This window comes from Mannheimia indoligenes, assembly GCF_036880405.1.
Taxonomy (GTDB): Bacteria; Pseudomonadota; Gammaproteobacteria; order Enterobacterales; family Pasteurellaceae; genus Mannheimia; species Mannheimia indoligenes.
This window is the reverse complement of the sequence record NZ_JBAJJM010000012.1, coordinates 59,080-81,882: the sequence shown is the minus strand read 5'-3', so window position 1 is coordinate 81,882 and position 22,803 is coordinate 59,080. Positions and strand designations below refer to the sequence as shown.

At 39.9% G+C, this 22,803-nt stretch carries 20 protein-coding genes and 4 tRNA genes; 9 read left to right on the top strand and 15 right to left on the bottom strand.

The window, feature by feature from the left end; translation table 11 throughout:
- Positions 1–43 precede the first annotated feature (43 nt).
- The gene (locus V6W77_RS09065; protein ID WP_188157050.1) at positions 44–589 is read left to right on the top strand and encodes a carboxymuconolactone decarboxylase family protein; all 546 of its coding nucleotides are present in this window, start codon (positions 44–46) and stop codon (positions 587–589) included.
- 116 nt (positions 590–705) lie between these two features.
- On the opposite strand, the gene V6W77_RS09060 is transcribed toward V6W77_RS09065, so the two are convergent.
- From V6W77_RS09060 to gloA2, 15 genes are all read right to left on the bottom strand, one after another.
- On the bottom strand, positions 706–1,764 hold the full coding sequence (locus V6W77_RS09060; RefSeq protein ID WP_334254442.1) for an acyl-CoA dehydrogenase family protein: 1,059 nt from the start codon (positions 1,762–1,764) through the stop codon (positions 706–708).
- Positions 1,765–1,921: 157 nt separating this feature from the next.
- On the bottom strand, positions 1,922–2,665 hold the full coding sequence (locus tag V6W77_RS09055) for an ABC transporter permease (protein WP_334254441.1): 744 nt from the start codon (positions 2,663–2,665) through the stop codon (positions 1,922–1,924).
- A 15-nt stretch (positions 2,666–2,680) separates the two neighbouring features.
- Positions 2,681–3,847, bottom strand: a complete 1,167-nt coding sequence (locus V6W77_RS09050; protein ID WP_334254440.1) for an ABC transporter substrate-binding protein — start codon at positions 3,845–3,847, stop codon at positions 2,681–2,683.
- Between the two features lie 8 nt (positions 3,848–3,855).
- Positions 3,856–4,647: an ABC transporter ATP-binding protein gene (locus tag V6W77_RS09045; RefSeq protein WP_334254439.1), complete on the bottom strand. Its 792-nt coding sequence runs from the start codon at positions 4,645–4,647 to the stop codon at positions 3,856–3,858.
- Between the two features lie 218 nt (positions 4,648–4,865).
- The gene (locus tag V6W77_RS09040; protein ID WP_025235106.1) at positions 4,866–6,302 is read right to left on the bottom strand and encodes an HlyD family type I secretion periplasmic adaptor subunit; all 1,437 of its coding nucleotides are present in this window, start codon (positions 6,300–6,302) and stop codon (positions 4,866–4,868) included.
- Between the two features lie 11 nt (positions 6,303–6,313).
- Positions 6,314–8,440 (bottom strand): type I secretion system permease/ATPase, encoded by a 2,127-nt coding sequence (locus V6W77_RS09035; protein ID WP_334254438.1) that lies wholly within the window; start codon positions 8,438–8,440, stop codon positions 6,314–6,316.
- 74 nt (positions 8,441–8,514) lie between these two features.
- Positions 8,515–11,364, bottom strand: a complete 2,850-nt coding sequence (locus V6W77_RS09030; RefSeq protein WP_334254437.1) for an RTX family hemolysin — start codon at positions 11,362–11,364, stop codon at positions 8,515–8,517.
- 15 nt (positions 11,365–11,379) lie between these two features.
- Positions 11,380–11,880 (bottom strand): toxin-activating lysine-acyltransferase, encoded by a 501-nt coding sequence (locus V6W77_RS09025; protein ID WP_334235496.1) that lies wholly within the window; start codon positions 11,878–11,880, stop codon positions 11,380–11,382.
- 355 nt (positions 11,881–12,235) lie between these two features.
- Positions 12,236–13,102 carry a VirK/YbjX family protein gene (locus V6W77_RS09020; RefSeq protein ID WP_334254436.1) on the bottom strand — a complete coding sequence of 289 codons (867 nt, stop codon included), beginning with the start codon at positions 13,100–13,102 and terminating at the stop codon, positions 12,236–12,238.
- A 76-nt stretch (positions 13,103–13,178) separates the two neighbouring features.
- Positions 13,179–14,501, bottom strand: a complete 1,323-nt coding sequence (gene hslU, locus V6W77_RS09015; RefSeq protein ID WP_334229517.1) for an ATP-dependent protease ATPase subunit HslU — start codon at positions 14,499–14,501, stop codon at positions 13,179–13,181.
- 49 nt (positions 14,502–14,550) lie between these two features.
- Complete coding sequence (gene hslV, locus V6W77_RS09010) at positions 14,551–15,072, bottom strand: ATP-dependent protease subunit HslV (protein ID WP_025216430.1); 522 nt, start codon at positions 15,070–15,072, stop codon at positions 14,551–14,553.
- A gap of 134 nt (positions 15,073–15,206) precedes the next feature.
- Complete coding sequence (locus tag V6W77_RS09005) at positions 15,207–15,710, bottom strand: cytochrome b (protein ID WP_188157057.1); 504 nt, start codon at positions 15,708–15,710, stop codon at positions 15,207–15,209.
- A 69-nt stretch (positions 15,711–15,779) separates the two neighbouring features.
- The gene (gene sfsA / locus V6W77_RS09000; protein WP_334254435.1) at positions 15,780–16,490 is read right to left on the bottom strand and encodes a DNA/RNA nuclease SfsA; all 711 of its coding nucleotides are present in this window, start codon (positions 16,488–16,490) and stop codon (positions 15,780–15,782) included.
- A 15-nt stretch (positions 16,491–16,505) separates the two neighbouring features.
- Positions 16,506–17,375, bottom strand: coding sequence for a DMT family transporter (locus tag V6W77_RS08995; protein ID WP_334254434.1), 870 nt, complete (start codon positions 17,373–17,375; stop codon positions 16,506–16,508).
- 1 nt (position 17,376) lies between these two features.
- The gene (gene gloA2, locus V6W77_RS08990; RefSeq protein ID WP_334229521.1) at positions 17,377–17,769 is read right to left on the bottom strand and encodes an SMU1112c/YaeR family gloxylase I-like metalloprotein; all 393 of its coding nucleotides are present in this window, start codon (positions 17,767–17,769) and stop codon (positions 17,377–17,379) included.
- Positions 17,770–17,850: 81 nt separating this feature from the next.
- Here gloA2 and mutY point away from each other — a divergent pair, with 81 nt between their 5' ends.
- The 8 genes from mutY (at position 17,851) to ffh (ending at position 22,760) form a co-directional block, all read left to right on the top strand.
- Entirely contained in the window at positions 17,851–18,993 is a 1,143-nt protein-coding gene (gene mutY / locus V6W77_RS08985; RefSeq protein ID WP_334254433.1) for an A/G-specific adenine glycosylase, read from the top strand.
- 10 nt (positions 18,994–19,003) lie between these two features.
- Positions 19,004–19,273 (top strand): oxidative damage protection protein, encoded by a 270-nt coding sequence (locus tag V6W77_RS08980; RefSeq protein ID WP_025235094.1) that lies wholly within the window; start codon positions 19,004–19,006, stop codon positions 19,271–19,273.
- Between the two features lie 18 nt (positions 19,274–19,291).
- Positions 19,292–20,389 carry a membrane-bound lytic murein transglycosylase MltC gene (gene mltC / locus V6W77_RS08975; RefSeq protein WP_025235093.1) on the top strand — a complete coding sequence of 366 codons (1,098 nt, stop codon included), beginning with the start codon at positions 19,292–19,294 and terminating at the stop codon, positions 20,387–20,389.
- Between the two features lie 131 nt (positions 20,390–20,520).
- A tRNA-Phe gene (locus tag V6W77_RS08970) sits at positions 20,521–20,596 on the top strand.
- 5 nt (positions 20,597–20,601) lie between these two features.
- Positions 20,602–20,677, top strand: a tRNA-Asn gene (locus V6W77_RS08965).
- A 171-nt stretch (positions 20,678–20,848) separates the two neighbouring features.
- Positions 20,849–20,924 (top strand) — tRNA-Phe (locus V6W77_RS08960).
- Positions 20,925–20,929: 5 nt separating this feature from the next.
- Positions 20,930–21,005: transfer RNA gene (locus V6W77_RS08955), tRNA-Asn, on the top strand.
- Between the two features lie 354 nt (positions 21,006–21,359).
- Positions 21,360–22,760 carry a signal recognition particle protein gene (gene ffh, locus V6W77_RS08950; RefSeq protein ID WP_334254432.1) on the top strand — a complete coding sequence of 467 codons (1,401 nt, stop codon included), beginning with the start codon at positions 21,360–21,362 and terminating at the stop codon, positions 22,758–22,760.
- Positions 22,761–22,803 lie beyond the last annotated feature (43 nt).

Here is a 22,803-nt window from a genome sequence, read left to right as displayed (position 1 = left end):
TTATGATTAGCCTATTCAACCCATAAATTGATAAGGAATAATTATGTCAAAATTTCAAATTCACACTATTGAATCTGCACCGGAAGCCGCACAAGAAGCATTAAAAGCGGTACAACAAGCAAATGGCTTTATCCCAAATCTTATCGGCGTGTTAGCAAATGCCCCGACTGCGTTAGAAACCTACCGCACAGTAGGCGGTATTAACGGTCGCAACAGCTTAACTGCAGAGGAACGTGAAGTGGTACAAATTACTGCAGCAGTGGTAAACGGTTGTGGATTCTGTGTGGCAGGTCATACTAAAATCGCGTTAAAATTGTTAAAAATGCCTGAAGAAGTCGTAAATGCGTTGCGTGCAACCTCTCGCATTGATTCTGATGATAAATTAGACACTTTAGCTCGTTTCACTCTTGCAGTAATGCTACAAAAAGCAAAATTGACCGAAGCACAACTCAATGAGTTTTTTGCTGCAGGTTATAATCAACAAAATGCAATTGACGTGATTTTAGGTGTGAGTTTGGCAACGTTATGCAACTATGTAAACAACATTGCAGAAACTCCAATTAACCCAGAGTTACAGCCTTTTGCGTAATAGGGATCAAATCAAATTAGGACGCTTTCAATGCGTCCTTTTTTATATCTACAAGCGGTTCTTTTTATCTCATTTTTTGCAAATAAAAAAGAGGCAAACATTTGCCTCTCCATTTCTTAACAATTCGCCAATACTATTCTTAACTGCACCGCACTTGGGGTAACAACGGGTAAGAATGCGGCTTCTTTCCAACGACGGCTGAAGCCTGAGGTATCATTTTTCAAATAGCCACGCCCACCGCTGGCTTGTAGTTCTAACAAAATGGCTTGTGCAACCACATTCACAATATCGATTCTGGCTTGAAATAGCTCTTTCGGGTGGCGAACGAAATAGCCTTCGTCATTTAAGCCATTAAATAGACGAGTTTTAATATCGTTTAAAGCATCAACTTGAGTTTGCCATTCAGAAGTGAGAATCGCTCGGAATGAGAGCGATTTTTCAATTTCCGCTAAACTTTTTTCCACTAAACCAAAAGGTAAACCAAATTGTAAACCTAAGAACGCAGGGCGAGTTGCTGCTAAAAACTCCGGAGCGTTATCAGCCAGAATCCATTCATCTAGTAATTCCACATTTTCAAATATGAGAGCGGTAGTATTCGTCCCTTGTAACGACATAAACTCCAATTCTTTGGTGCGGGTTAAACCTTGAGCCGTAGAAGGAATCGCAATCACAATCGGTTTACGCTCATCTTCAAAACCCGCCACAAAACTTGCTACAAAGCGGTCTGAACGTAAATTCGTTACCCACGGCAGGCGACCATTTAAATAACGTTTGCCGTTTTCTTCACTAATTTTGACATTTAACTCTTCGATGCCAGCCAGAAATTTCATCGCGTTCGATAACCCAGTGCCGGCAGTTAAATTGCCACTCAGCAAATCTGCCAAATAGATTTCTCTAGGAATAGGATTTTTCGAAGCAATAATATGCTCAATAAAAGTACGATGTCCCCACGAAACAAAAGCCGCCGCTAATGAGTGATTACCCAGCTCAGAAATCGCTTTAATCGCATCAACTAAATTACCGCCATTGCCCCCCAATTCTGTCGGCACCCCAATTTTGAACAGATTTTCAGCCGCAATTTTGCGAATTAACAAATCAGCGTGCTGGTTAGATTGATCTAAACTCTCTGCGTTTTCTTGCAGCCATTCAATAAAAGATGTCGAAAGTACTGACATTGTGTTTACCCCTTATAATGTGTTATTAAGGTTATCTTAATAGGCTTTTTTATTGCGATGAAATAAAAGAAAGGAAAGTAATATGCTTTTTTGGAATAAACAAGCGGTTATATTTTGCAATTTTTTTGCAAAAAACAACCGCTTGTAAATGATGAAATTATTTTCCGCCTTTCGCTAACGCTAAGCGAATTAAACTATCCAATGCCCAGCCAATTAAGCCAATGATGACAATTACTGCCATTAATTCAGAATAGGCTAATCTATCGCGAGTGTCTAAAATGAAATAGCCTAAGCCTTCGTTTACGCCTAACATTTCACAAGGTACAAGCACCACCCACGCAATACCAACCGCCACTCGTAAGCCCGTTAGAACGTGTCCTGTAATAGCAGGCACAACAATTTTACACAACAATTCTTTGCGAGAGGCTGACATCACTTTACCCAGTTGTAGCCATTGCGAGTCGATATTTTTCACCCCTGAGGCGGTGGAAATAATTAATGACCATACCGTTGCAAAAGCGAGTAAGAAATAGATCGGCAAATCACCTACGCCTAATAACATTACGATAATGGGCATCCACGAAAGTGGAGAAATCATTCTCAGCAGCTGAAATGATGGCGTGCAAAGCATTTCCAAATGGCGGGAAAAGCCAAGTAATAACCCAACGGGTACACCAATCAACAATGCTGTCGCTAATCCTACAACAATTCTTTTTAAACTTGCCAATAAGTGCGGAAAAATTTCACCCGAAGAAATCAGCCAACCAAAACTCTCCCACGTTTTGGCTGGAGCTAACATTGATGCCATCGGTAATCTTTGGCTTAATAACGTTGTGCCTAATTGCCAACTTAAAAGCAGTAGCAATAAACCTGCTAAGCCATAAATATATTTCTGTTTCATACTGTTCCTTAATCTCTATATGCTGATTTCTTCCGTTCTTGTCCAACCTGCTTGTAAGTTGAAGGTTTCAATCCAACCTCCTTCTTCAATAGCTTTTCGCACAAACTTTGGTTCGTTAATCGCTTTTGCGGCTTCTACAGGATCAAGCGGTTGTAAAAAGGCGTTATTGCCTGCGATGTGTGTTTCTTTCAGCATTTTCACCAACTCTTCCATATAAGAATCAAACGGATAAGGTTGAAAGCCGATGCGTTCTTGGTGCCACTGCGGATTAACAATCGCCCCCGTTTCCACATATTTATCCATCTGTGCTTGACTTGGAGCTAGCACGTTTTCCAACACTTTTTGATCGTGCGGCGTATAGCCACTGCCTCTAGCCAATAATTTAGCAGTTTCCGCACGGTTGGCGAGAGTAAAAACCTGAGCTTCGGTTAAAGCATTCACCACTTTTTGCACCCATTCGGGGCGATGTTGAATGTCGTATTCGTGCATTAAGGTTAAGCAACAGGCGTGATCTTTCCACACATCGCCGCTAAAACGCAGTACTTTGCCGACCCCTTTAGCTTCTGCTAATGCATTGAAAGGTTCTGCAACAATAAAGCCGGAAATAGCTTCACTTGCAAGTGCCGCCACCATATCAGAAGGAGCCATCACACTTAAACGCACTTCACCGCTTTTCGGCTCTTTTTCGGTAATTTTCAAGCCATTTTCACGCAATAAACGTTGCAATACGATGTTGTGAATCGAATACCAAAACGGAATTGCTACCGTTTTGCCCGATAACTCTGCAATGCTATTAATTTCAGGGCGAACCGTGAGAGCTGAACCTGCTAAGTGATTCCACATCACCGCTTTCACCGGAGCATTTGCCCCATATTTCGCCCATAAACTCATCGGCGAAAGCAGGTGCACCACATTCACATTGCCGCTTAAAAAGGCTTCTACCAACTGTGCCCAACTGCGGAACATCACCGGCTTTTCCACCTTCACGCCGTGCTTTTCAAATAATCCTTTCGCGTGAGCGACAAGCAACGGGGTTGCATCGGTAATCGGTAAATAGCCAATCACAAGCGGTCGATTTTCCGCATTTTTTTGCACCTGCTCACAGGCTTGTAATAACGGAAAGCTCCCTGCAACCGAAAACAGGCTGAGTAATTTCATAAAATCTCTGCGTTGCTGATCCATAAATCCCCCTAAATCACGAAATCAATCGCTGGCTCCGGCTGATTTTTCTGCTGAGCCTGCTTAAGAGATTGTAAAATATCCACTCGAATATGATTTAAACTAAGCAAATCGGTACGAGGGAATAGATCAGACAAATGCCATTTCCCAACAATATGAGCAGGTGTGCCACCAAGTAATAGCACATCATCAGAAACTAATAAGGCTTCATCAATATCGTGCGTTACCATAATTGCCGCGGCATTATGGTGACGAACAATATCGTGTAATAAGGTTTGCATTTGGCTGCGAATGACTTCATCAAGGGCAGAAAACGGCTCATCGAGCAAAATCACTTTCGGCTGACGAGCTAAGGCTCGAGCTAAATTCACACGCTGAGCCATACCGCCCGAAAGTTCGTGCGGCATCGCATCAATAGCGTGGCTTAAACCGACTTCCTCTAATGCTTCTTCTACCCGTTTTTGAATATCTGCTTTTGAAAGTGGCGTGCGGCATTTAAAATCCAGCCCAAATGCCACATTATTTCTGACCGAAAGCCAAGGCAATAATGTGGCAGATTGGAACACAAAACCGACATCCGGGTGTGGCTGACTGATTTGCTCCCCAAACAATGCGACATTACCACTTAATGGTTTATCTAAACCTGCAATCACACGCAGTAATGATGATTTACCCACACCGCTCGGACCTAAAATAGAAGTCAGCGTACCGCTATTTACCTCAAAATTCACATCTTGCAAAATTGTCTTGGTTTGCCTGTTTTTCTCATAGCCAAGAGAAAGATCAGTAACAATAAGGCTCATAAATCCTCTTTTTAATTGTTTATTTGGAATGCAGAAAAAATAGAGGAAATTGTCTATAAAAGAAAAGAATTAGAAATTTTGATATAGAACGATTTGTTATAAAAGTGTAAAAAAACCTCTTTTTTTAACCGCTTGTGATGCTAAAAATCTATTTATGCATATAAAAGTAAAGCCATAATAGCTGCAAAATGGCTATTATGGCTTTGTTTAGGTTCGATTTAGCGTTCCCTTAAACTTTCTGTAACAGATTCCTCCAATGGACTGAGCAAATAGCTCATTACACTTCGCTCACCTGTTTTGATTTCAGCGGTAATCGTCATACCTGAGCCGAGCTCTATTTTATGACCGTCCGGAGATGAGAGTGCTTGTTTGTCTATACTGATAGTTGCATTAAACACCAATCCTAAATTAGGTTGTTCGATAGCATCCGGGCTGATGTGTTTAATCCTTCCGGTAATATAGCCGTATCGGGTATAAGGGAAAGTTTCTACTTTAATAATCACCTCTTGCCCTGCAGCAACAAAGCCGATGTCTTTATTTTGAATCAGAGCGGTAGCTTCTAATACATCATCTTCCGGCACAATAATCATCAAGGTTTCAGCTGTGGTAACAACACCACCTATAGTATGAATTTTCAGCTGTTGCACCGTACCGGAAACCGGAGCTCTGATCATAGAAGCTTGTCTACGTTGGTCATTTTTTTCCAACTCAAGCCGGAGCTGACGCTCATTTTCAATATGCTGTTTTAATTTTTCCAATACATCGCTTTTAAAGAATTGTGTGATCAATTCAAGTTCTTCTTTCACATTGAGAAGATCACTTTCTAATTCATTTAATTTTGAACGATAAACCGCCAACTCGTTTTGTGCTTCAATGGCTTTATTTTCTTGCGAGAGAAGTTCGTGTTTAGATAAAGACTTTTGTTGATAAAGTTTTCTAAAGTCCTTTAACTTTTCTTGCTCAATACGAGTTGCACCTTCATATTTACGAACGTAAGCAGATATGGTCTGTTTTTCTGCATCTTTACGTTTATAAGCTAAGGTTTTCTGCGTTTTTTGTTTTTGCCAAGTCGTGTATTGCTCTTCGATTAAATGCTTAATACGTAACCTGTCTTCCTCCGATGAATCTTTAAATTCGGTGTTGGATAAATCGATAACCGGTAATGACTCTTTTTCAATGGCAGTAAGTAGGGTTTGGTAGCGATAGTTCTCTAGTTTTGCCAAAGAGAGTGAAGTAATGGTCTTTTTGATATCTGCATCAGAGCCCAAAGCAGTTAAACTGACTAATAATTGACCTTTTTCTACAAATTGCCCGTCCTTAACAAAAATTTCTTGTACGATCGTATTTTCAATCGGTTTAATTTCTTTACTTCTACCACTAAAGGTTAATTTACCAGGTGCAGTCGCCACAATTTCCACTTTACTGACACTTGCAAGCACAATTGCCACCGCTAAAAACAGCATAATTAAATAGGCAATTAGGCGTGGCTTTTTAGAAACCGGGGTTTCAATCAGCTCTAAATGTGCCGGTAAAAACTCACTTTCATCTTTTTTTCTGTTTGGGTGGTCTAATTCTTTACGAATTTTCCATACTTCTACCCAAATATTTTTATAGCGTAGGAAAAATTCATAAATACCACTAAGCCATATTTTCATTGTTTTCCTTCTTAATTCAGTTGTAATTGATGTAAGTAGGAGTAAAGCCCGTTATTGTTTTGCAGCAATTCGTGATGCTTACCTTGTTCTACAATTTCCCCTTTTTCCATCACAATAATTCGGTCGGCATTTTTGACTGTTGATAACCGATGTGCAATCAAAATCACAGTTCTTCCTTGGCATATTTTTTGCATATTTTTCATAATAATATGTTCAGATTCGTAATCGAGGGCACTAGTCGCTTCATCAAAAATCAGGATTTTCGGGTTGTTCACTAAAGCTCGTGCAATCGCAATCCGTTGTCGCTGTCCGCCGGAAAGCCCTGTGCCTTGTTCACCAACAATAGTGTTATAACCTTCACGTAGCTCTGAAATGAAATCATGAGCACCAGCTAATTTTGCTGCATAAATCACACGTTCCATTGACATTCCCGGTTCGGATAGGGCTATATTTTCTCGGATACTACGGTTTAACAGGACGTTATCTTGCAAAACCACCCCGATTTGACGGCGTAGCCAGTTTGGGTCAGCTAATGCAAGATCGTGCCCATCAATAAGCACCTGACCGTTTTCAGGAATATAAAAACGTTGCAGTAATTTTGTTAATGTACTTTTACCTGAGCCTGAACGCCCAACAATCCCGATTACTTCCCCTTTTTTAATCTCTAAATTCACATTATTTAAAATCGTAGGAGCATCCGGTTTATATCTAAAACGAATATTTTTAAACGCGATGTCGCCTTGTATTTCAGGTAGTGATAATTTTCCTTGATATTGTTCGGTCGGGGAATTTAAAACATCACCTAAACGTGTAACAGAAATACCAACTTGTTGGAAATCTTGCCAGAGTTGTGCCAAGCGGATTACCGGTGCAATCACTTGCCCGGAAAGCATATTAAAGGCAATTAATTGTCCTATGCTAAGATCACCTGAGATCACTAAGTGTGCTCCCAACCAAAGGTTGATTACCATTACGGTTTTTTGAATAAGCTGAACTCCCTGTTGCCCAATGGTTGCCAATACGGTTACACGGAAACTTGATGAAACATAGCTTGCCAATTGTTTATCCCACGTATCGGTCATTTGTGGAGTAACCGCCATAGCTTTAATCATATTGATAGCAGTTACTGATTCAACCAAGAATGATTGGTTATCAGCACTTCGAGCAAATTTATCGTCTAAACGTCGCCTTAAAATCGGACTAATAAAAATCGACCATAAAATATAGCAGGGTAATGAGCCGAGAACTACTAGAGTTAATTTCGGGCTGTAATACCACATCACCGCAAAAAAGACAAAAGAGAACAGTAAATCCAAGACCGAAGTTAGTGCTTGTCCGGTAAGAAAATTCCGAATTTGATCTAATTCTCTAACTCGTGCAACCGTATCGCCAACCCGTCTGTTCTCAAAATAAGAAATAGGTAGCGATAACAAATGCCGAAATAATTTAGCCCCTAATTCCACATCAATCCGGCTAGTACTGTGGGCAAAAATATAGGTCCGTAAACCGCTTAACACAATTTCAAATATGATCACAATAGCTAAGGCAACAGTAATGATATTCAAGGTTGAAAAACCTCGATGTACCAATACTTTATCCATTACCACTTGGAAGAATAGCGGTGTAATTAGGGCAAAAATTTGCAAAAAGATTGAAACAATTAAGGTTTCTAGAAAGATTTTTCGGTATTTGATCACCGCAGGAATAAACCAAGTGAAATCAAATTTTGCTAACTGCCCCACGACAGAGGCTCTGGAAGTAACCAGAATTAACTGCCCTTGATAGCAAGCTTCAAACTCGTCTCGTGATAAAATTTGCGGTGTATCTTTTTCCAAATCGTAAGTTAAATAGCGGTTATTATCGGTATCCACTTTTACCAATAAAAAATGTTTACCGTTATCTTGCCAAACTAAGGCAGGTAAATTAACCAAATGTAAGCGGGAAATCTCTTTTTTAATGTGTTTTGCTTTCAACGCTAACGATTTTGCGGCTAAAAGCCAAGAGGTTAAAGAAAGCCCTTTTCCATCAATATCAAATTTATGTTTTATTTCTTCCGGATTAAGCGAAATATTATGATATTGTGCTAACATCGTAAGAGCGACTAAACCAAGATCACTCCTTTGATGATTTGCTTCCATATTGTCTCCTTTTATAAAATAAAAGGGCAACTCCATAATGTGCAAAACAATATAGAGTTGCCAATCATTAAAAATTAAGCTGCTCTAGCAAATTGAAGAGAAGATAAATTTTGATCTGACATTGAAGTCGGATTCACTAATACATTTCTCGAATCATTAGACGAAGTAAACGAGCTCACAGATGAAATCAATTTATCTAAGCTATTTGTTACATTTCGACTACGCTTAAGCAATTCATAGTTATCAACTACTTTTGTCAGTTCATTCTGATCGATTTTACCGTTACCTTTTGCGATAAGATCATCGACTTGACTTGAGGTAATCCGCTCACCATTTCGCCCGATGATTTCTTCAATTTTCTCATCTTTAGTTGCTTGATAATTACGCACTTCTTTAGCAAGATCAGCTTCACGGAACCAGTTTTGAATAGTAACTTTCTCTTTCTTAGTATTCGTAATGACAAGATTATATTTAACTTTTTCGAACGTTAAATCTTTTAAGTTTGAATCAGAGAACGATAATTTATCATTACCCTCAGAATCACTAATAACGTCATTACCATCGCCTTGACGGTGAACAAAAATATCATCGCCTTTATCGCCATATAAGAGGTCGTTACCTTTACCCCCATCGATAAAGTCATTGCCATCACCACCATCAATGACATCGTCTCCTTTGCCTCCGAGTAAGATATCATTACCACCGTTACCGTTAATAGTATCTACACCATCACCACCGTGGAAAATATCATTAAATTTACTTCCTTTAAAAATATCGTTATGCGATGTGCCGATAATTTCTTCAACGGATTTTAAAGTATCTTGAGTGTAATAACCGGCGTGTTGTGTATTATCACTATGACGATACTCTATTTTCTCTTCACGACTACCTACTAACGCCGTATGTGTTGAAGTAACTTCATGTAATGCTTTTCCTGTTTCAACAAAACGTTTTACTGTATAGCTACCTTTTTGCGTTTCTTGGGTTGCATCAATAGTAAGTGCACCATAATTACCTCTACTATAGTGAACGCGATCGTGCCCTTCCCCTCCATCAATTTCTGTTGTACCGGAACCAACAAAGACATTATCATCGCCTGCTCCAAGTTGAGCGACAATTTTTGTTTCTTTGGTTTTAGTTACATTACCTGCTTGATCTAGCTCAATACCGATACGTTGCACCACATTTGTGAGATCTAAAGTAGAACTTGCTGCCCCATCTTTAATTTGCCAGCTATCTACACGATTAATATTGAGCTTAGTAATGTATTCATACTTACCGGTTTGTACTCGCTCACGATGCTCAGTACCTGGTGTTAATAATGGCGTTCTGAATAAAATATGTTGTGTTTTTGCTCCTCCAGTATTACTTACATCAATAATACCTTTTGCCGAGTCTAGTTGTACCAGCTTGTCGGCTTTAAGGTGTTTACCCTCTTCAAAAGCATCAACATAGGCTTTACCGCTGATAACTTTGTCCCCTAATCGGCTAATACCGGCTAAATCACCAATATTTTTGTCCCATTGTTGCTGAGTAATAGCAATGACACGTTCAGCTTGTAATTCTTGATTTAAGCTGAGTAAGAATTTCATATTATCTTGTAATCCGGCTAGGTAACGTGCATCGTAGCCATTTTCAAAGTAATTCTTACCTGGATTATTTTTTTCCCATTCCACAATTTTATTGTGAATTTTGTTTGCAACGTGTTCAAACATCGCTTGTTTAGAATACTGCAAAATGGTTGAAATAACACCGGTAATACCAGATACAAGTAAAGCAATAGGAGCACCAACTAAAGAACCTGCAGCAGCGGCAGAAACACCACCTGAAATTGCAGCCAATGCTGTATTGATTGCCGTTACAGACGCATCGATCGTACCTGTTCCTCTTTGATATTGAGCAAGTAAATCATCCCCATCGTAACCTAATTTTTTGAAACGCTCAGCGTAACTTTCTAATGCTTTGGCGTGATTAAATTTATCAGCGATCCCTGCAAATGCTAGAGGGCTGATAGCAAGTGATACTGTAGAGGCGATCAATGCAGCAACAGGACCCGTAGAAGATAAACCAGCCGCAACACGTTGAGCTAAAATATAAGAGGAAACAGCTTTGGTGATGTTACCAACAACTTGGTTTACAAGTTCAAAGCCAGCACCTACTTTCTTACCTGTAGAGGCATTTTTATCTGCTAGAACGAGAGCTGCTGTTGCACCGGAAAGTAAACCGGAAATCACTTCTAAACCAAGACCGGCTTTACTGAAGCCACTAAAGTTTTTAAGTTTATCTCCTAAAGCACCTAAACCTTTTACATTCTGCAATTTTGAACCAAATTGATTAATTTTATCTGCAAAGGTATCAAATGTTTGCAAAGAATTTGCAATATTTTCAATCAAGGAATTTGTCAAGTCCAGACCGGCTTTAGCTAACTCAAGCTCACTTCCTTTATTTTTCAAGATTTCATCTAAATCCATTCCAGCAAGAACTGAGCCAAGGATAGATTGAATACCCGATAATAAAGTTTGTGCATTACCCAAATTTTTAGCTACATTTTCTGATGAACCGGGTGCTTTACTGATTTTGTATTTTTGAAGCAGTTTATCAAGTTGAGGAGCAGACAATACAATTCCACGCTCGCTAAACCCAAGAATATTTTGAATTGTACTTAAACTGTTTTGAGCGGTAGCAATACCATTACGCTCTTCTCTTTGTACTTCAATACCTAATTCGTGAGCAGCTTTGACTAAATCCTGTAAACCGTTTCCTCTTCCTGAATCATATTCATAATCTTTTGGAATATAGAGGATGAGCTTTTTCGCTCCGGCTTTTAAAGATTGACCGGCTTGGTTTAAAGATTGCCCTGTTTTATGCAAACCGGATTGCAATGAATTTTTTAAGTTTGTTGAAATATTAGCAAGTTTACCCATAAGGGATGTCTCCTTTTATTTAGTAAAATTAAACTCATTTTTAAGAGCTGCCCCCAGCTCTTCTTGATATGTATCGAAACGTTTTTTTGCTGTTTTTTTATCTAAGTTACCCCCTTTAAAATAGGCAATTTTGCCCAGTTCTTTTTGTTTTGGATAAAAACGTATAGATCTGACGAGAGTATCAGGGTATTTCTGACACATTTTTTTATAAAGTAGCTGGGAGTGCCCGAATGGTGCTACCCAATCAATAATCCAACGTCTATCGCCAGACTGCCATTCTTCCGGTGTTAATGAACTAATATCCTTAATATATTTCACTTCAGCCTCAAGGCTTAAATCTGCCCAACTGCAATATGCAATTGGAACATTATTATCAATAAGTAGCATATATTGTTCATTTTCAATTGCCGGAATCACATTACGAGCTAATAGCTCACAATTCCACTCTCTATGAAGAGGTGAGTTCATCCATAACCAAGTAATATTTCCTAATAGATTAAAGTAATGTTGATTCATAATTCACACTCGATAATGATTCTAAATTAGAATTGAAATTATAGCATAATATATTAATTAAACTATAATTTAGCAGAATTTATTGCTGAAATTATAGCTTTAAGTATATTTTTTGTCTTTTATATAAACTAATTGTAAAATAAAATGTTTTAAAACCATACAAAATGTGTGGAAAATAAACAAAATAGTTACATTGTGAAATTAATGTAATATTTACTTTTCATTTTATTTAAGAAATAGATATCGTTTTATAAAATAGCGGTGAGGGATAAAATTTTCTAAAAAAAGATGGGTACTAAATAAAATGCAAGCGGTCTGATTTATGCAAAGTTTTGCAAGAATCAGACCGCTTATTTTAAGCTTCTGGGATTAATATGGCTTTCATCGCTGACTTTAAATTCTCCAGCATTTCATAGCGTTTGCGGTACATTGAGCGTTTTTTGCTTGGAATTTCGTCCATTTTTTTACTTTTCAATTCCAGTGGTAATTGCCAATATTTTCTGTTCTCACCGTTTGATTCAGCAAAAATTGCATCATAATCCACCACATAACGTTTGCTTTGCACTAGGCGGGATTTGTTTTGATATTTCTGTGGAATACCCAACAAACTCTCGTAGCCCAATACAGAAGTCAAGGCTTTCATTGCTTCCACCATTAAATAAGCAGGACGTAAGCCATAACAGTCTTTGGTGAGTTGTTTTACTAATTCTTTTGAACCATCAAAATTCGGACCTTGAATTACCGCAATTAAAAGTGCGTTATTTAATTTTCCGAAAGCTAATAAATAGACAAGCTGATCGGCAGGTTTATAGCGGAGTTCTAATGCCCAAAAACCTTCCATTGGTTGATACTCGTTAATATTTAATATCAGCTCAAAATCAGAAATAACCTCACCGAAACTGACTTTTTGTTCCCATAATGGTGGAAGATGGCTAAGCTGTTGTGGTAAAAACAACAAATTATCACACATCTGCTCTAAGCGTTGCGTAGAGGAAAAACGCTTGTCTAAAAATCGATGAGCGAGTGGGTAACTGTAATTCAGTCTTGCATTTAAAAGCGGTATTAACTGAGGATGTTGAGCGACAAATTGTTCAAATTGCTTGATTTTGAAATAGTGCAACCAGGAGCGGAGGTTGTAGCGTAATCGCTTTCCTGCATACGATTTTTTACCACGATTAGGATAAATTGCCTTCGCAGCAGGCCATTTATATTGACTTTTCATTTCTACAACGATATTTCACTACAAGCGGTCAAATTCGCAAAAAATTTTGCAAAAATAACCGCTTGCATACTTACTACTATAAAATAAAACGACTTAAATCTTCATTTTCCACCACATCATTTAACGCTTCAGAAACGTAGTTTTCGTCAATTACAATTTTCTCTCCACGACGCTCGCTCGCATCAAACGAAATGCCGTCCATTAAGCGTTCAAGCACGGTGTGTAAACGTCTTGCCCCGATGTTTTCGGTTTTCTCATTCACTCGGAAAGCACTTTCCGCAATGCGGCTGATGCCTTCTTTGGTAAACTCAATTTCAACGCCTTCGGTTTTCATTAGCTCACGATATTGCAGCGTTAATGAGGCGTTTGGCTCGGTTAAAATTCGCTCGAAATCTTCTTTGGTTAATGATTTTAATTCCACACGAATCGGTAAACGACCTTGTAACTCCGGTAATAAATCAGATGGGCGAGCTACTTGGAACGCACCTGAGCAGATAAACAGAATGTGGTCGGTTTTCACCATACCGTGTTTAGTGTTTACAGTTGAGCCTTCAATAATCGGCAGTAAATCACGTTGAACCCCTTCACGGGAAACATCGCCGCCCGAGTGTTCGCCTTTTTTGCAGATCTTGTCGATCTCATCAATAAACACAATCCCGTGCTGCTCTACAGCTTCGATTGCTTGTTGTTTGAGTTCTTCAGGGTTTACTAATTTCGCCGCTTCTTCATCTAACATAATTTTTAACGCATCTTTAATTTTCATTTTGCGTTTTTTGGTTTTGTTCGGCGACATTCCCTCGAACAGCGATTGTAACTGCGAAGTCATCTCTTCCATACCCGGTGGCGTCATAATTTCCACACTCACTTGAGCTGCTACATCGATTTCAATCTCTTTATCGTCCAGCTGACCTTCACGCAATTTTTTGCGGAAAGTTTGGCGAGTAGATTGATTATCTGACTCTTGAACATTACCCCATTGATCTTTCGCCGGTGGCAATAACACATCTAAAATGCGATCTTCCGCCGCATCTTGGGCTCGCATTTTGTTTTTTTCTACCGCTTGTTGGCGAACCAATTTCATCGAAACGTCCGCTAAATCACGGATAATCGAATCCACTTCTTTACCCACATAGCCGACTTCGGTAAATTTAGTTGCTTCCACTTTAATGAACGGGGCATTCGCTAATTTTGCCAAACGGCGAGCAATTTCTGTTTTACCCACACCGGTTGGACCAATCATTAAAATGTTTTTCGGCGTAACTTCTTGGCGAAGATCTTCAGGTAACTGCATTCTTCTCCAACGGTTACGCAAAGCGATTGCCACCGCACGTTTTGCATCTTTTTGTCCGATAATATGAGCGTCTAATTCTGAGACGATTTCACGAGGGGTCATTGACATATATTTTTCCTTAAACAGTTCCCCCTTTTAGAAAAAAGGGGAGTAAAATTTAAACTTCTTCGATAACGTGATTATGATTACTGTAAATATCAATATCGCCGGCGATTTTTAACGCTTCGGCGACGATCTCTTTCGCAGAGAGGTTATTTTCGGTGCGAAGTAATGCGAGAGCGGCGGCTTTGGCGTAGTTTCCGCCTGAGCCGATTGCCAGTACATCTTGTTCCGGCTCAATCACATCACCTGAACCTGAAACCAGCAGGAACTCACTTTCATTTGCTACGATCATCATTGCTTCTAAACGGCGTAAAGCACGCTCAGTACGCCACTCTTTTGCCAATTCCACCGCTGATTTCACCAAATGCCCTTGATGTAATTCTAATTTTTTCTCGAATAAATCACGTAGAATAAAGGCATCAGCCGTTGAACCGGCAAAGCCTGTTACCACTTTGTCTTTATATAAACGGCGAACTTTACGCACTGTGCCTTTTTCAATGCAGTTGCCAAGTGTTGCCTGACCATCGCCACCGATAGCCACTTTTCCGTCTTTTCGCACACATACAATTGTTGTCATTTTAAATCCTTCTTTTTAGAAAACTTTCGCTTATATGGGGCTCATTCTCTGCATTTCAATTACAAGCGGTCGTTTTTACTGAATTTTTTGCAAAAAAATGGCTTGAATTTCTTCAAGCCATCTTCTTTTTTATTTTAGTGAGCCATACGGTTTAAAATCTTTTTACCTTTAATTTGGTGGTAAATCGCCATCACAATATGACCAGCCGATAACACAAATAGCCCCCACGCAAGTTCGCCGTGAAAGTTGTTACCCAGTGAGACCGCCCATTCGATTTTTTCTGTAGAGCCTTCCATCACTTTCACACCAAACACTTCTAACGGACCTCGTGCTGCCCCATATTGGCGGATTAAAGCAATGGTTGGTACAGCAAGCATTAACACATAAAGTGCAAAATGTCCGAGTGTAACAAAAATATTATCAGGTGCAGGGCGGTTATTTCGATTGATGATCGCCCAAATCACTCGAATAACGATAAGCAACATTAAAATTGCCCCAACAGATTTGTGATAAGGCAACCACTCACGAAACGCCTCTCCCTGAAGCCCTGTATAAAGCATAAAACCAAAGCAAATTGCCATCGTCCAATGTAATGTACGGCTGATTGTGCCGTAAACTTGTGAATTATCTGAACGCATAAGTTCTCCTAGTAAATGTTCGGGCGAAGTATAATAGAAAAAGTACTTTTATACACAAGCTATTTCCGATTATTGCAATTTTCGATTTAATCGTATTCCGTACGGCTTACCGTTTTCAAATATCACATCTACTTTATAAGTCAAAACTTTCACATTTTGTTTTTTAGCTCGCTCAAACAATTCTGCATATTTAGGGTCGATTTGTTTTGCCACTTCAAATTTATCAATGCCAGTGTGCAAAATGGCGAAAAAAATGACCGCTTGTAGCCCTTGTTCGGCAATAGTTGCCAGTTCTCGCAAGTGTTTTTGACCTCGTTCGGTTTTCGCATCGGGAAACATTCCCACCCCGTTTTCCATTAACAATGTGGTGGATTTCACTTCTACAAAACAATCCTGCAAGCGGTCAGATTTTAATAAAAAATCGACACGGCTGTTCTCATTTCCATATTTTTGCTCGGGTAAAATTTGCTGATACTCAGCAAGCTCGCTAATCCATTGATTTTCCAACGCTTCTTGCACAAGCTGATTAGCTCTCAAAGTATTTACGCAAATGAAATCGCCCGATTGCGTTTGGGTCAGCTCCCAAGTGTGGGCGTATTTACGTTTTGGGTTATTGGAAGTGGAAAACCAAACCGTATCGCCTACATTAGCACAACCTGTCATCGCTCCGGTATTCGGGCAATGAATGGTAATTTGATCGCCGTGAGGTAGCTGAATATCGGCAAGAAAACGCTTATAACGACGAAGCAAAATGCCACTAGAAAGAGGAGGAAATTGCATTAGTAAAAAATCCTTTTAAAATGACCGCTTGTATCTTTTCATCATCGGCAGAAAAACAGAAAGTAACGCTGTGCAAATGACGATAATAATACCAATCCAAGTGATAAAGCTCAGTTGCTCCGATAAAAAGAGTAACGCCATTAATAATCCAAACACAGGCTCAAGAGCAAGCAGAATGCCTGCGAGAATAGGGGATGATTGGCTAATGCCTTTGTTCCACAACAACATTGCCAAACTGGTACAAATAATACCGAGATACATCACACTCGCCCACGCCGACAATCCGGTTGGCAATTGCCAATCTTCGGCGAAGAATAATGTGATGGGTAAAGCGGTAATTGCCCCTTGTACTAGTGTGATATTGGTTAAATCTATAACTTTAACGGATTGTAAAATGTCTTTGCTGAGATACATTCCAACAATAAAACTCAAACTGCCTAACGTTACGAGCAATAGCCCCAGCATATTAATTGAACCGCTATCATCACTCCCTGCTGCCATAATTAGAATGCCGACACAAGCGAACAAACTTAAGATAAAATCCAGCCTTGTTGCCCGTTTTTTAAAGCAGAAATAGCCCACCAATACCGTTAAAAGCGGATTTAGCCCAAGTAATGCAACCGCACTCGCCGCTGAAGTTAATTTCAAGCCTGAAAATTGTAAGATTACACAGAGCGGAAAAGTAAGAAAACTAATCAACCAAACTTTAATTTGCTGATTTTGCTGAATTTTTCGATAGGCTCGCATAAAAAATGGCAGAGCGATAAATGCCGCCAGCGTCAGCCGAATTTGCATAATTTGCACAGGGTCAAATTCGGCAATCGCCACTTTACCCACAATAAATGAACTTGCCCAAATTAAGGTTGCGATCAGTAAATATACCATTTTAGATCTCGTAAAATTCTAGCGGTAGATCGTCAGGATCTCGGAAAAAGGTGAAACGTTTGCCGGTAAGATCATCAAGGCGAATGCCTTCGTGTGCCAAATTGTGCTGTTCTAAAAAGGCGATGGCTTGTTCAATATTTTCCACCTTGAATGCTAAATGGCGTAACCCGCAAGCTTCAGGCGAGGTAAAGCGAGGTGGCGTAACCGGAAAGCTAAATAATTCAATTTGCGAGCCATCTTGAAAACGTAAGTCTAATTTGTAACTATCTCGTGCGGTTCTGTAGGTTTCTTCAATAATTTCCGCACCTAAAATCTGGGTGTAGAAATGTTTGGATTTTTCATAATCCGACACAATCATAGCAACGTGGTGGAAGCCTAGAATAGGAGATTTCATTTTTTCCTCGATATGTAAAATTTTTGGCAAAAACAACCGCTTGCAGTATGATGATTTCTTTTTTTGATTTCAAGATGTTTAATGAATAGCAATTCTTCACAATATCCGTTAGCGACAGCGAAAGTGTCTGATCCATTTGCAAAATCTGTATTAGCGTGGTTTGAGCAATACGGGCGTAAACATTTGCCTTGGCAACAAAATAAAACCTTGTATAAAGTTTGGTTGTCAGAAGTGATGTTGCAACAAACTCAAGTTGCCACCGTTATTCCTTATTTTGCACGTTTTACGGAACGATTTCCAACTGTTACTGACTTAGCTAATGGCTCTATTGATGAAGTGCTGCATTTATGGACGGGCTTGGGCTACTACGCACGAGCGAGAAACTTGCATAAAGCGGCAATTCAAATTCGAGATGAATTTGGTGGCGAGTTTCCCACAACATTTGATGATGTACTGGCATTGTCCGGTGTGGGGAGAAGTACGGCTGGGGCGATTTTGTCTTCGGTGTTAGATGCTCCGCACCCGATTTTAGATGGCAACGTTAAACGTGTGTTAAGCCGCTATTTTGCGGTGGAAGGCTGGGCTGGCGAAAAGGCGGTTGAAAACCAACTTTGGCAGTTAAGTGAAAGTGTTACGCCAACAGAACAGGTGGCTGATTTTAACCAAGCAATGATGGATTTAGGGGCGATGATTTGTACTCGCTCTAAGCCAAAATGCCTGCTCTGCCCATTACAAGAACATTGCCAAACAAATGCAATGCAAGCGTGGGATAAATTCCCAGCCAAGAAGCCAAAGAAAACGCTCCCCGAACGCCAAGCCTATTTTTTAATTCTGAAAAACGGCTCAAAAGTGTTATTACAAAAGCGGGAAGCAAAAGGTATTTGGGGTGGATTATTTGCCTTTCCACAATTTGGTAGTTTAGAGGAACTCAAGCGGTCAGATTTAGTAGGAAATTTACAAATTTCGCAACAATTAACCACTTTTAGACACACATTCAGCCATTTTCATTTAGATATCACCCCCATTTTGGTAGATCTAAATGTGCAAAAAATAGCTAAAATCTTACCGCTTGTGGCAGAAGAAAACGCAGGAAATTACCTTTCTACTGTATCTTCAAAGGCGGATTATTGGTATGATTTCAGCCAACATAATGAAATAGGTTTAGCCACGCCGGTTAAACGCATTTTAGATGAACTGGCGTTTAGCGTAACAAACAAAAATTAAGGATTAGATTATGGCTCGTACCGTATTTTGCGAATACCTAAAACAAGATGCCGAAGGCTTAGACTTTCAACTGTATCCGGGCGAACTCGGCAAACGTATTTTTGATACTATCAGCAAACAAGCTTGGTCTGAGTGGATCAAAAAACAAACAATGATCGTTAATGAAAAAAAACTCAGTATGATGAATCCGGAACATCGCAAATTACTTGAAGAAGAGATGGTCAATTTCTTGTTTGAAGGTAAAGAAATCGTCATTGAAGGCTACAAGCCAATCGAATAATTCAAGGTTAAATTCAAAATGAAAAAATATGCAAAATATTTGCCAATGCTGGCAATTATTCCTTTTCTTATTGCCTGTGGAAGCAATAAATCTTCCAGTGGTAAAAAACCGAAATCTACTCGTGTAGATTATTCAAAAGATACTAATGGGTTAGATATTTTAACCGGTCAGTTTTCTCATAATATTGATGATATTTGGGGAAGTAATGAGCTTTTAGTGGCGAGTAAAAAAGATTACGTAAAATATACGGATAAATTCTACACTCGTAGCCACATTTCCTTTGAAGAAGGGGTGATTACTATTGAGACCTTAGGCGATCAAAATCATCTCCGTAACTCCATTGTTCACACTTTATTAATGGGTCGAGATCCTAAAGGCATTGACTTGTTTGCATCAGGCGATGTGCCAATTAGTACAAATCCGTTCTTAAAAGGTCAGATAAAAGATCAATTCGGTCGTGATATTACTAATGTCGCTCTTGCAAATGATTTTGCTACCTATCTTATTCAACATAAAGCCCAAACTCGTCGCTTAAAAAATGGTCGAAATGCGATGTATGTAGCGATTAAAATGGTGGAAGGGCACGTTGAAGTCCGTGCAAGACAATACTTACCGCTTGTGCGTAAAATGGCGAGACAATATGGTATTGAGCCAAGCCTCATTTTAGGGATTATGGAAGTGGAATCAGCATTCAACCCTTATGCGGTAAGTTATGCGAATGCAATTGGTTTGATGCAGGTTGTGCCTCGTACTGCCGGACGTGATATTTTTGCCCGTAAAGGTATGGGGGGGCAACCAAGCCGTGAATATCTGTACAATCCATCAAATAATATTGATGCCGGTACGCTCTACTTAACTATTTTGCGTGATGAATACTTAGATGGCATTGCTGACCCTGTTGCAAAACGTTATGCGATGATCTCCGCTTATAACAGTGGTGCCGGTGCGGTATTGCGGGTGTTTGATTCCGATAAGTATGAAGCGATTGATAGAATTAACGATTTATCTGCCGATGCGGTTTATCGTATTTTAACCACCGCTCACCCATCTTCTCAAGCAAGAAATTATTTAAGAAAAGTAACAACAGCGAGAGAAAAATATCGAAATATTCGATAATACGTGAATTATGTTGTTTTTTAGCCTAAAAGTATAAAAAAAGCACATTTAAACAGGCATTTTTTTAAATTCAGCAAAAAGTGTTTGACGTTGAGGACTGAAATCAGCATAATGCACCACGCAACGACGTTGCCTCGATAGCTCAGTCGGTAGAGCAGGGGATTGAAAATCCCCGTGTCGGTGGTTCGATTCCGCCTCGAGGCACCATCTATTCCTCCTTAGTTCAGTCGGTAGAACGGTGGACTGTTAATCCATATGTCGCAGGTTCGAGTCCCGCAGGAGGAGCCATATTTGGAAACCCTGATAAGAAATTATCGGGGTTTTTACTTTTTATAAATGCTCAATTAAATGAGATTGTTCAATTTTTAGTATTATGCGATCAAAAAGGTTAAATTTCTGATAATTATATTTGACGAAGCCCTAAAAAATCAGCATAATGCACTCCGCAAATGACGAGTTGCCTCGATAGCTCAGTCGGTAGAGCAGGGGATTGAAAATCCCCGTGTCGGTGGTTCGATTCCGCCTCGAGGCACCATCTATTCCTCCTTAGTTCAGTCGGTAGAACGGTGGACTGTTAATCCATATGTCGCAGGTTCGAGTCCCGCAGGAGGAGCCATATTTTGAAGCCCTGATAAGAAATTATCGGGGCTTTTTCCTTTTTCGCACTTTCTTTTAATCGTTCTAACTGCTGTGCATAAAATTATAAAAAATTATGTGATTTACCTCTCATTTCTGAAACAAATATGAAAATTTTACTTCACTTTTAAGAAGTATTCGGAGTATTATCCTCAACACAATAATTAAATAATAATGATTCCTCGAATATCGTCAAATTTTACGACATAGCCTAAACCCCTATGTCGTTTTTTTATTTCCCTATAATCCCACCGCTTTTTTTTGTATAATGTCCGTAATTTCCCGCTTGCAAGCGGTCATTTTTTTCTAAAATTTTGCAAATTGAGAACCCAATATGTTTGAGAACCTATCCGATAGACTTTCCAAAACCCTGCGTAACATTACGGGTAAAGGTCGTTTGACCGAAGAGAATATTAAAGACACCCTGCGTGAAGTGCGTATGGCATTGCTTGAAGCGGACGTTGCCCTACCTGTGGTGCGTGATTTTATCAATAAGGTCAAAGAGCGTGCGGTAGGCGTTGAGGTAAACAAAAGCCTCACTCCGGGTCAAGAATTCTTAAAAATCGTCCAAAGCGAATTAGAAAGTGCGATGGGCGAAGCCAATGAGGAACTCAACCTTGCGGCTCAACCGCCTGCGGTCATTTTAATGGCGGGTTTACAAGGTGCGGGTAAAACCACCTCGGTCGGCAAATTGGCGAAATTCTTAAAAGAACGCCACAAGAAAAAAGTATTAGTGGTCTCTGCCGACGTTTACCGCCCGGCGGCGATTAAACAGCTCCAAACGCTTGCTGAAGCGTTAAAAGTGGACTTCTTCCCTACCGAAACCAGTCAAAAGCCGGTAGCGATTGCTGAAGCTGCACTCAAACACGCTAAACTCAATTTCTTTGATGTGTTGATTGTCGATACCGCCGGTCGTTTGCATGTTGATGGCGAGATGATGGAAGAGATCCAACAAATTCACGCTGTGCTGAACCCGATTGAAACCTTGTTTACCGTTGATGCGATGACCGGTCAAGATGCGGCAAATACAGCAAAAGCGTTCAATGAAGCATTACCGCTCACCGGGGTAATTCTCACCAAAGTGGATGGTGATGCTCGTGGTGGTGCGGCACTTTCTATCCGCCAAATCACCGGCAAACCGATTAAATTCTTGGGTGTGGGCGAGAAAACCGATGCGTTAGAGCCGTTCCATCCTGATCGTGTTGCCTCCCGTATTTTAGGTATGGGCGATGTAATGTCGTTAATTGAAGACTTACAACGTTCGGTCGATCAAGAAAAAGCCGAGAAAATGGCGGCAAAATTCAAGAAAGGGGACGATTTCACCCTTGAAGATTTCCGTGAGCAGCTTATCGAAATGAAGAAAATGGGCGGTATGATGTCAATGCTCGACAAATTACCGGGTGCGAAAAATTTACCTGACCACGTTAAAAATCAAGTGGACGACAAAATGTTCGTGAAAATGGAAGCGATCATCAACTCTATGACGCTAAAAGAGCGAGCTAACCCGGATATTATCAAAGGCTCACGCCGTCGCCGTATCGCACTCGGTTCAGGTACGCAGGTACAAGATGTCAATAAACTACTCAAACAATTTGACGATATGCAGCGTATGATGAAAAAAATGCGTAAAGGCGGAATGTCGAAAATGATGCGTGGAATGAAAGGCTTAATGGGCGGAGGAATGGGTGGCTTAGGTGGTCTTGGCAGCTTAGGCGGAATGTTCGGCAAGCGGTAAGATTTTCACATTTTTTTGCAAAACACAAAGGCACAAATTCAGT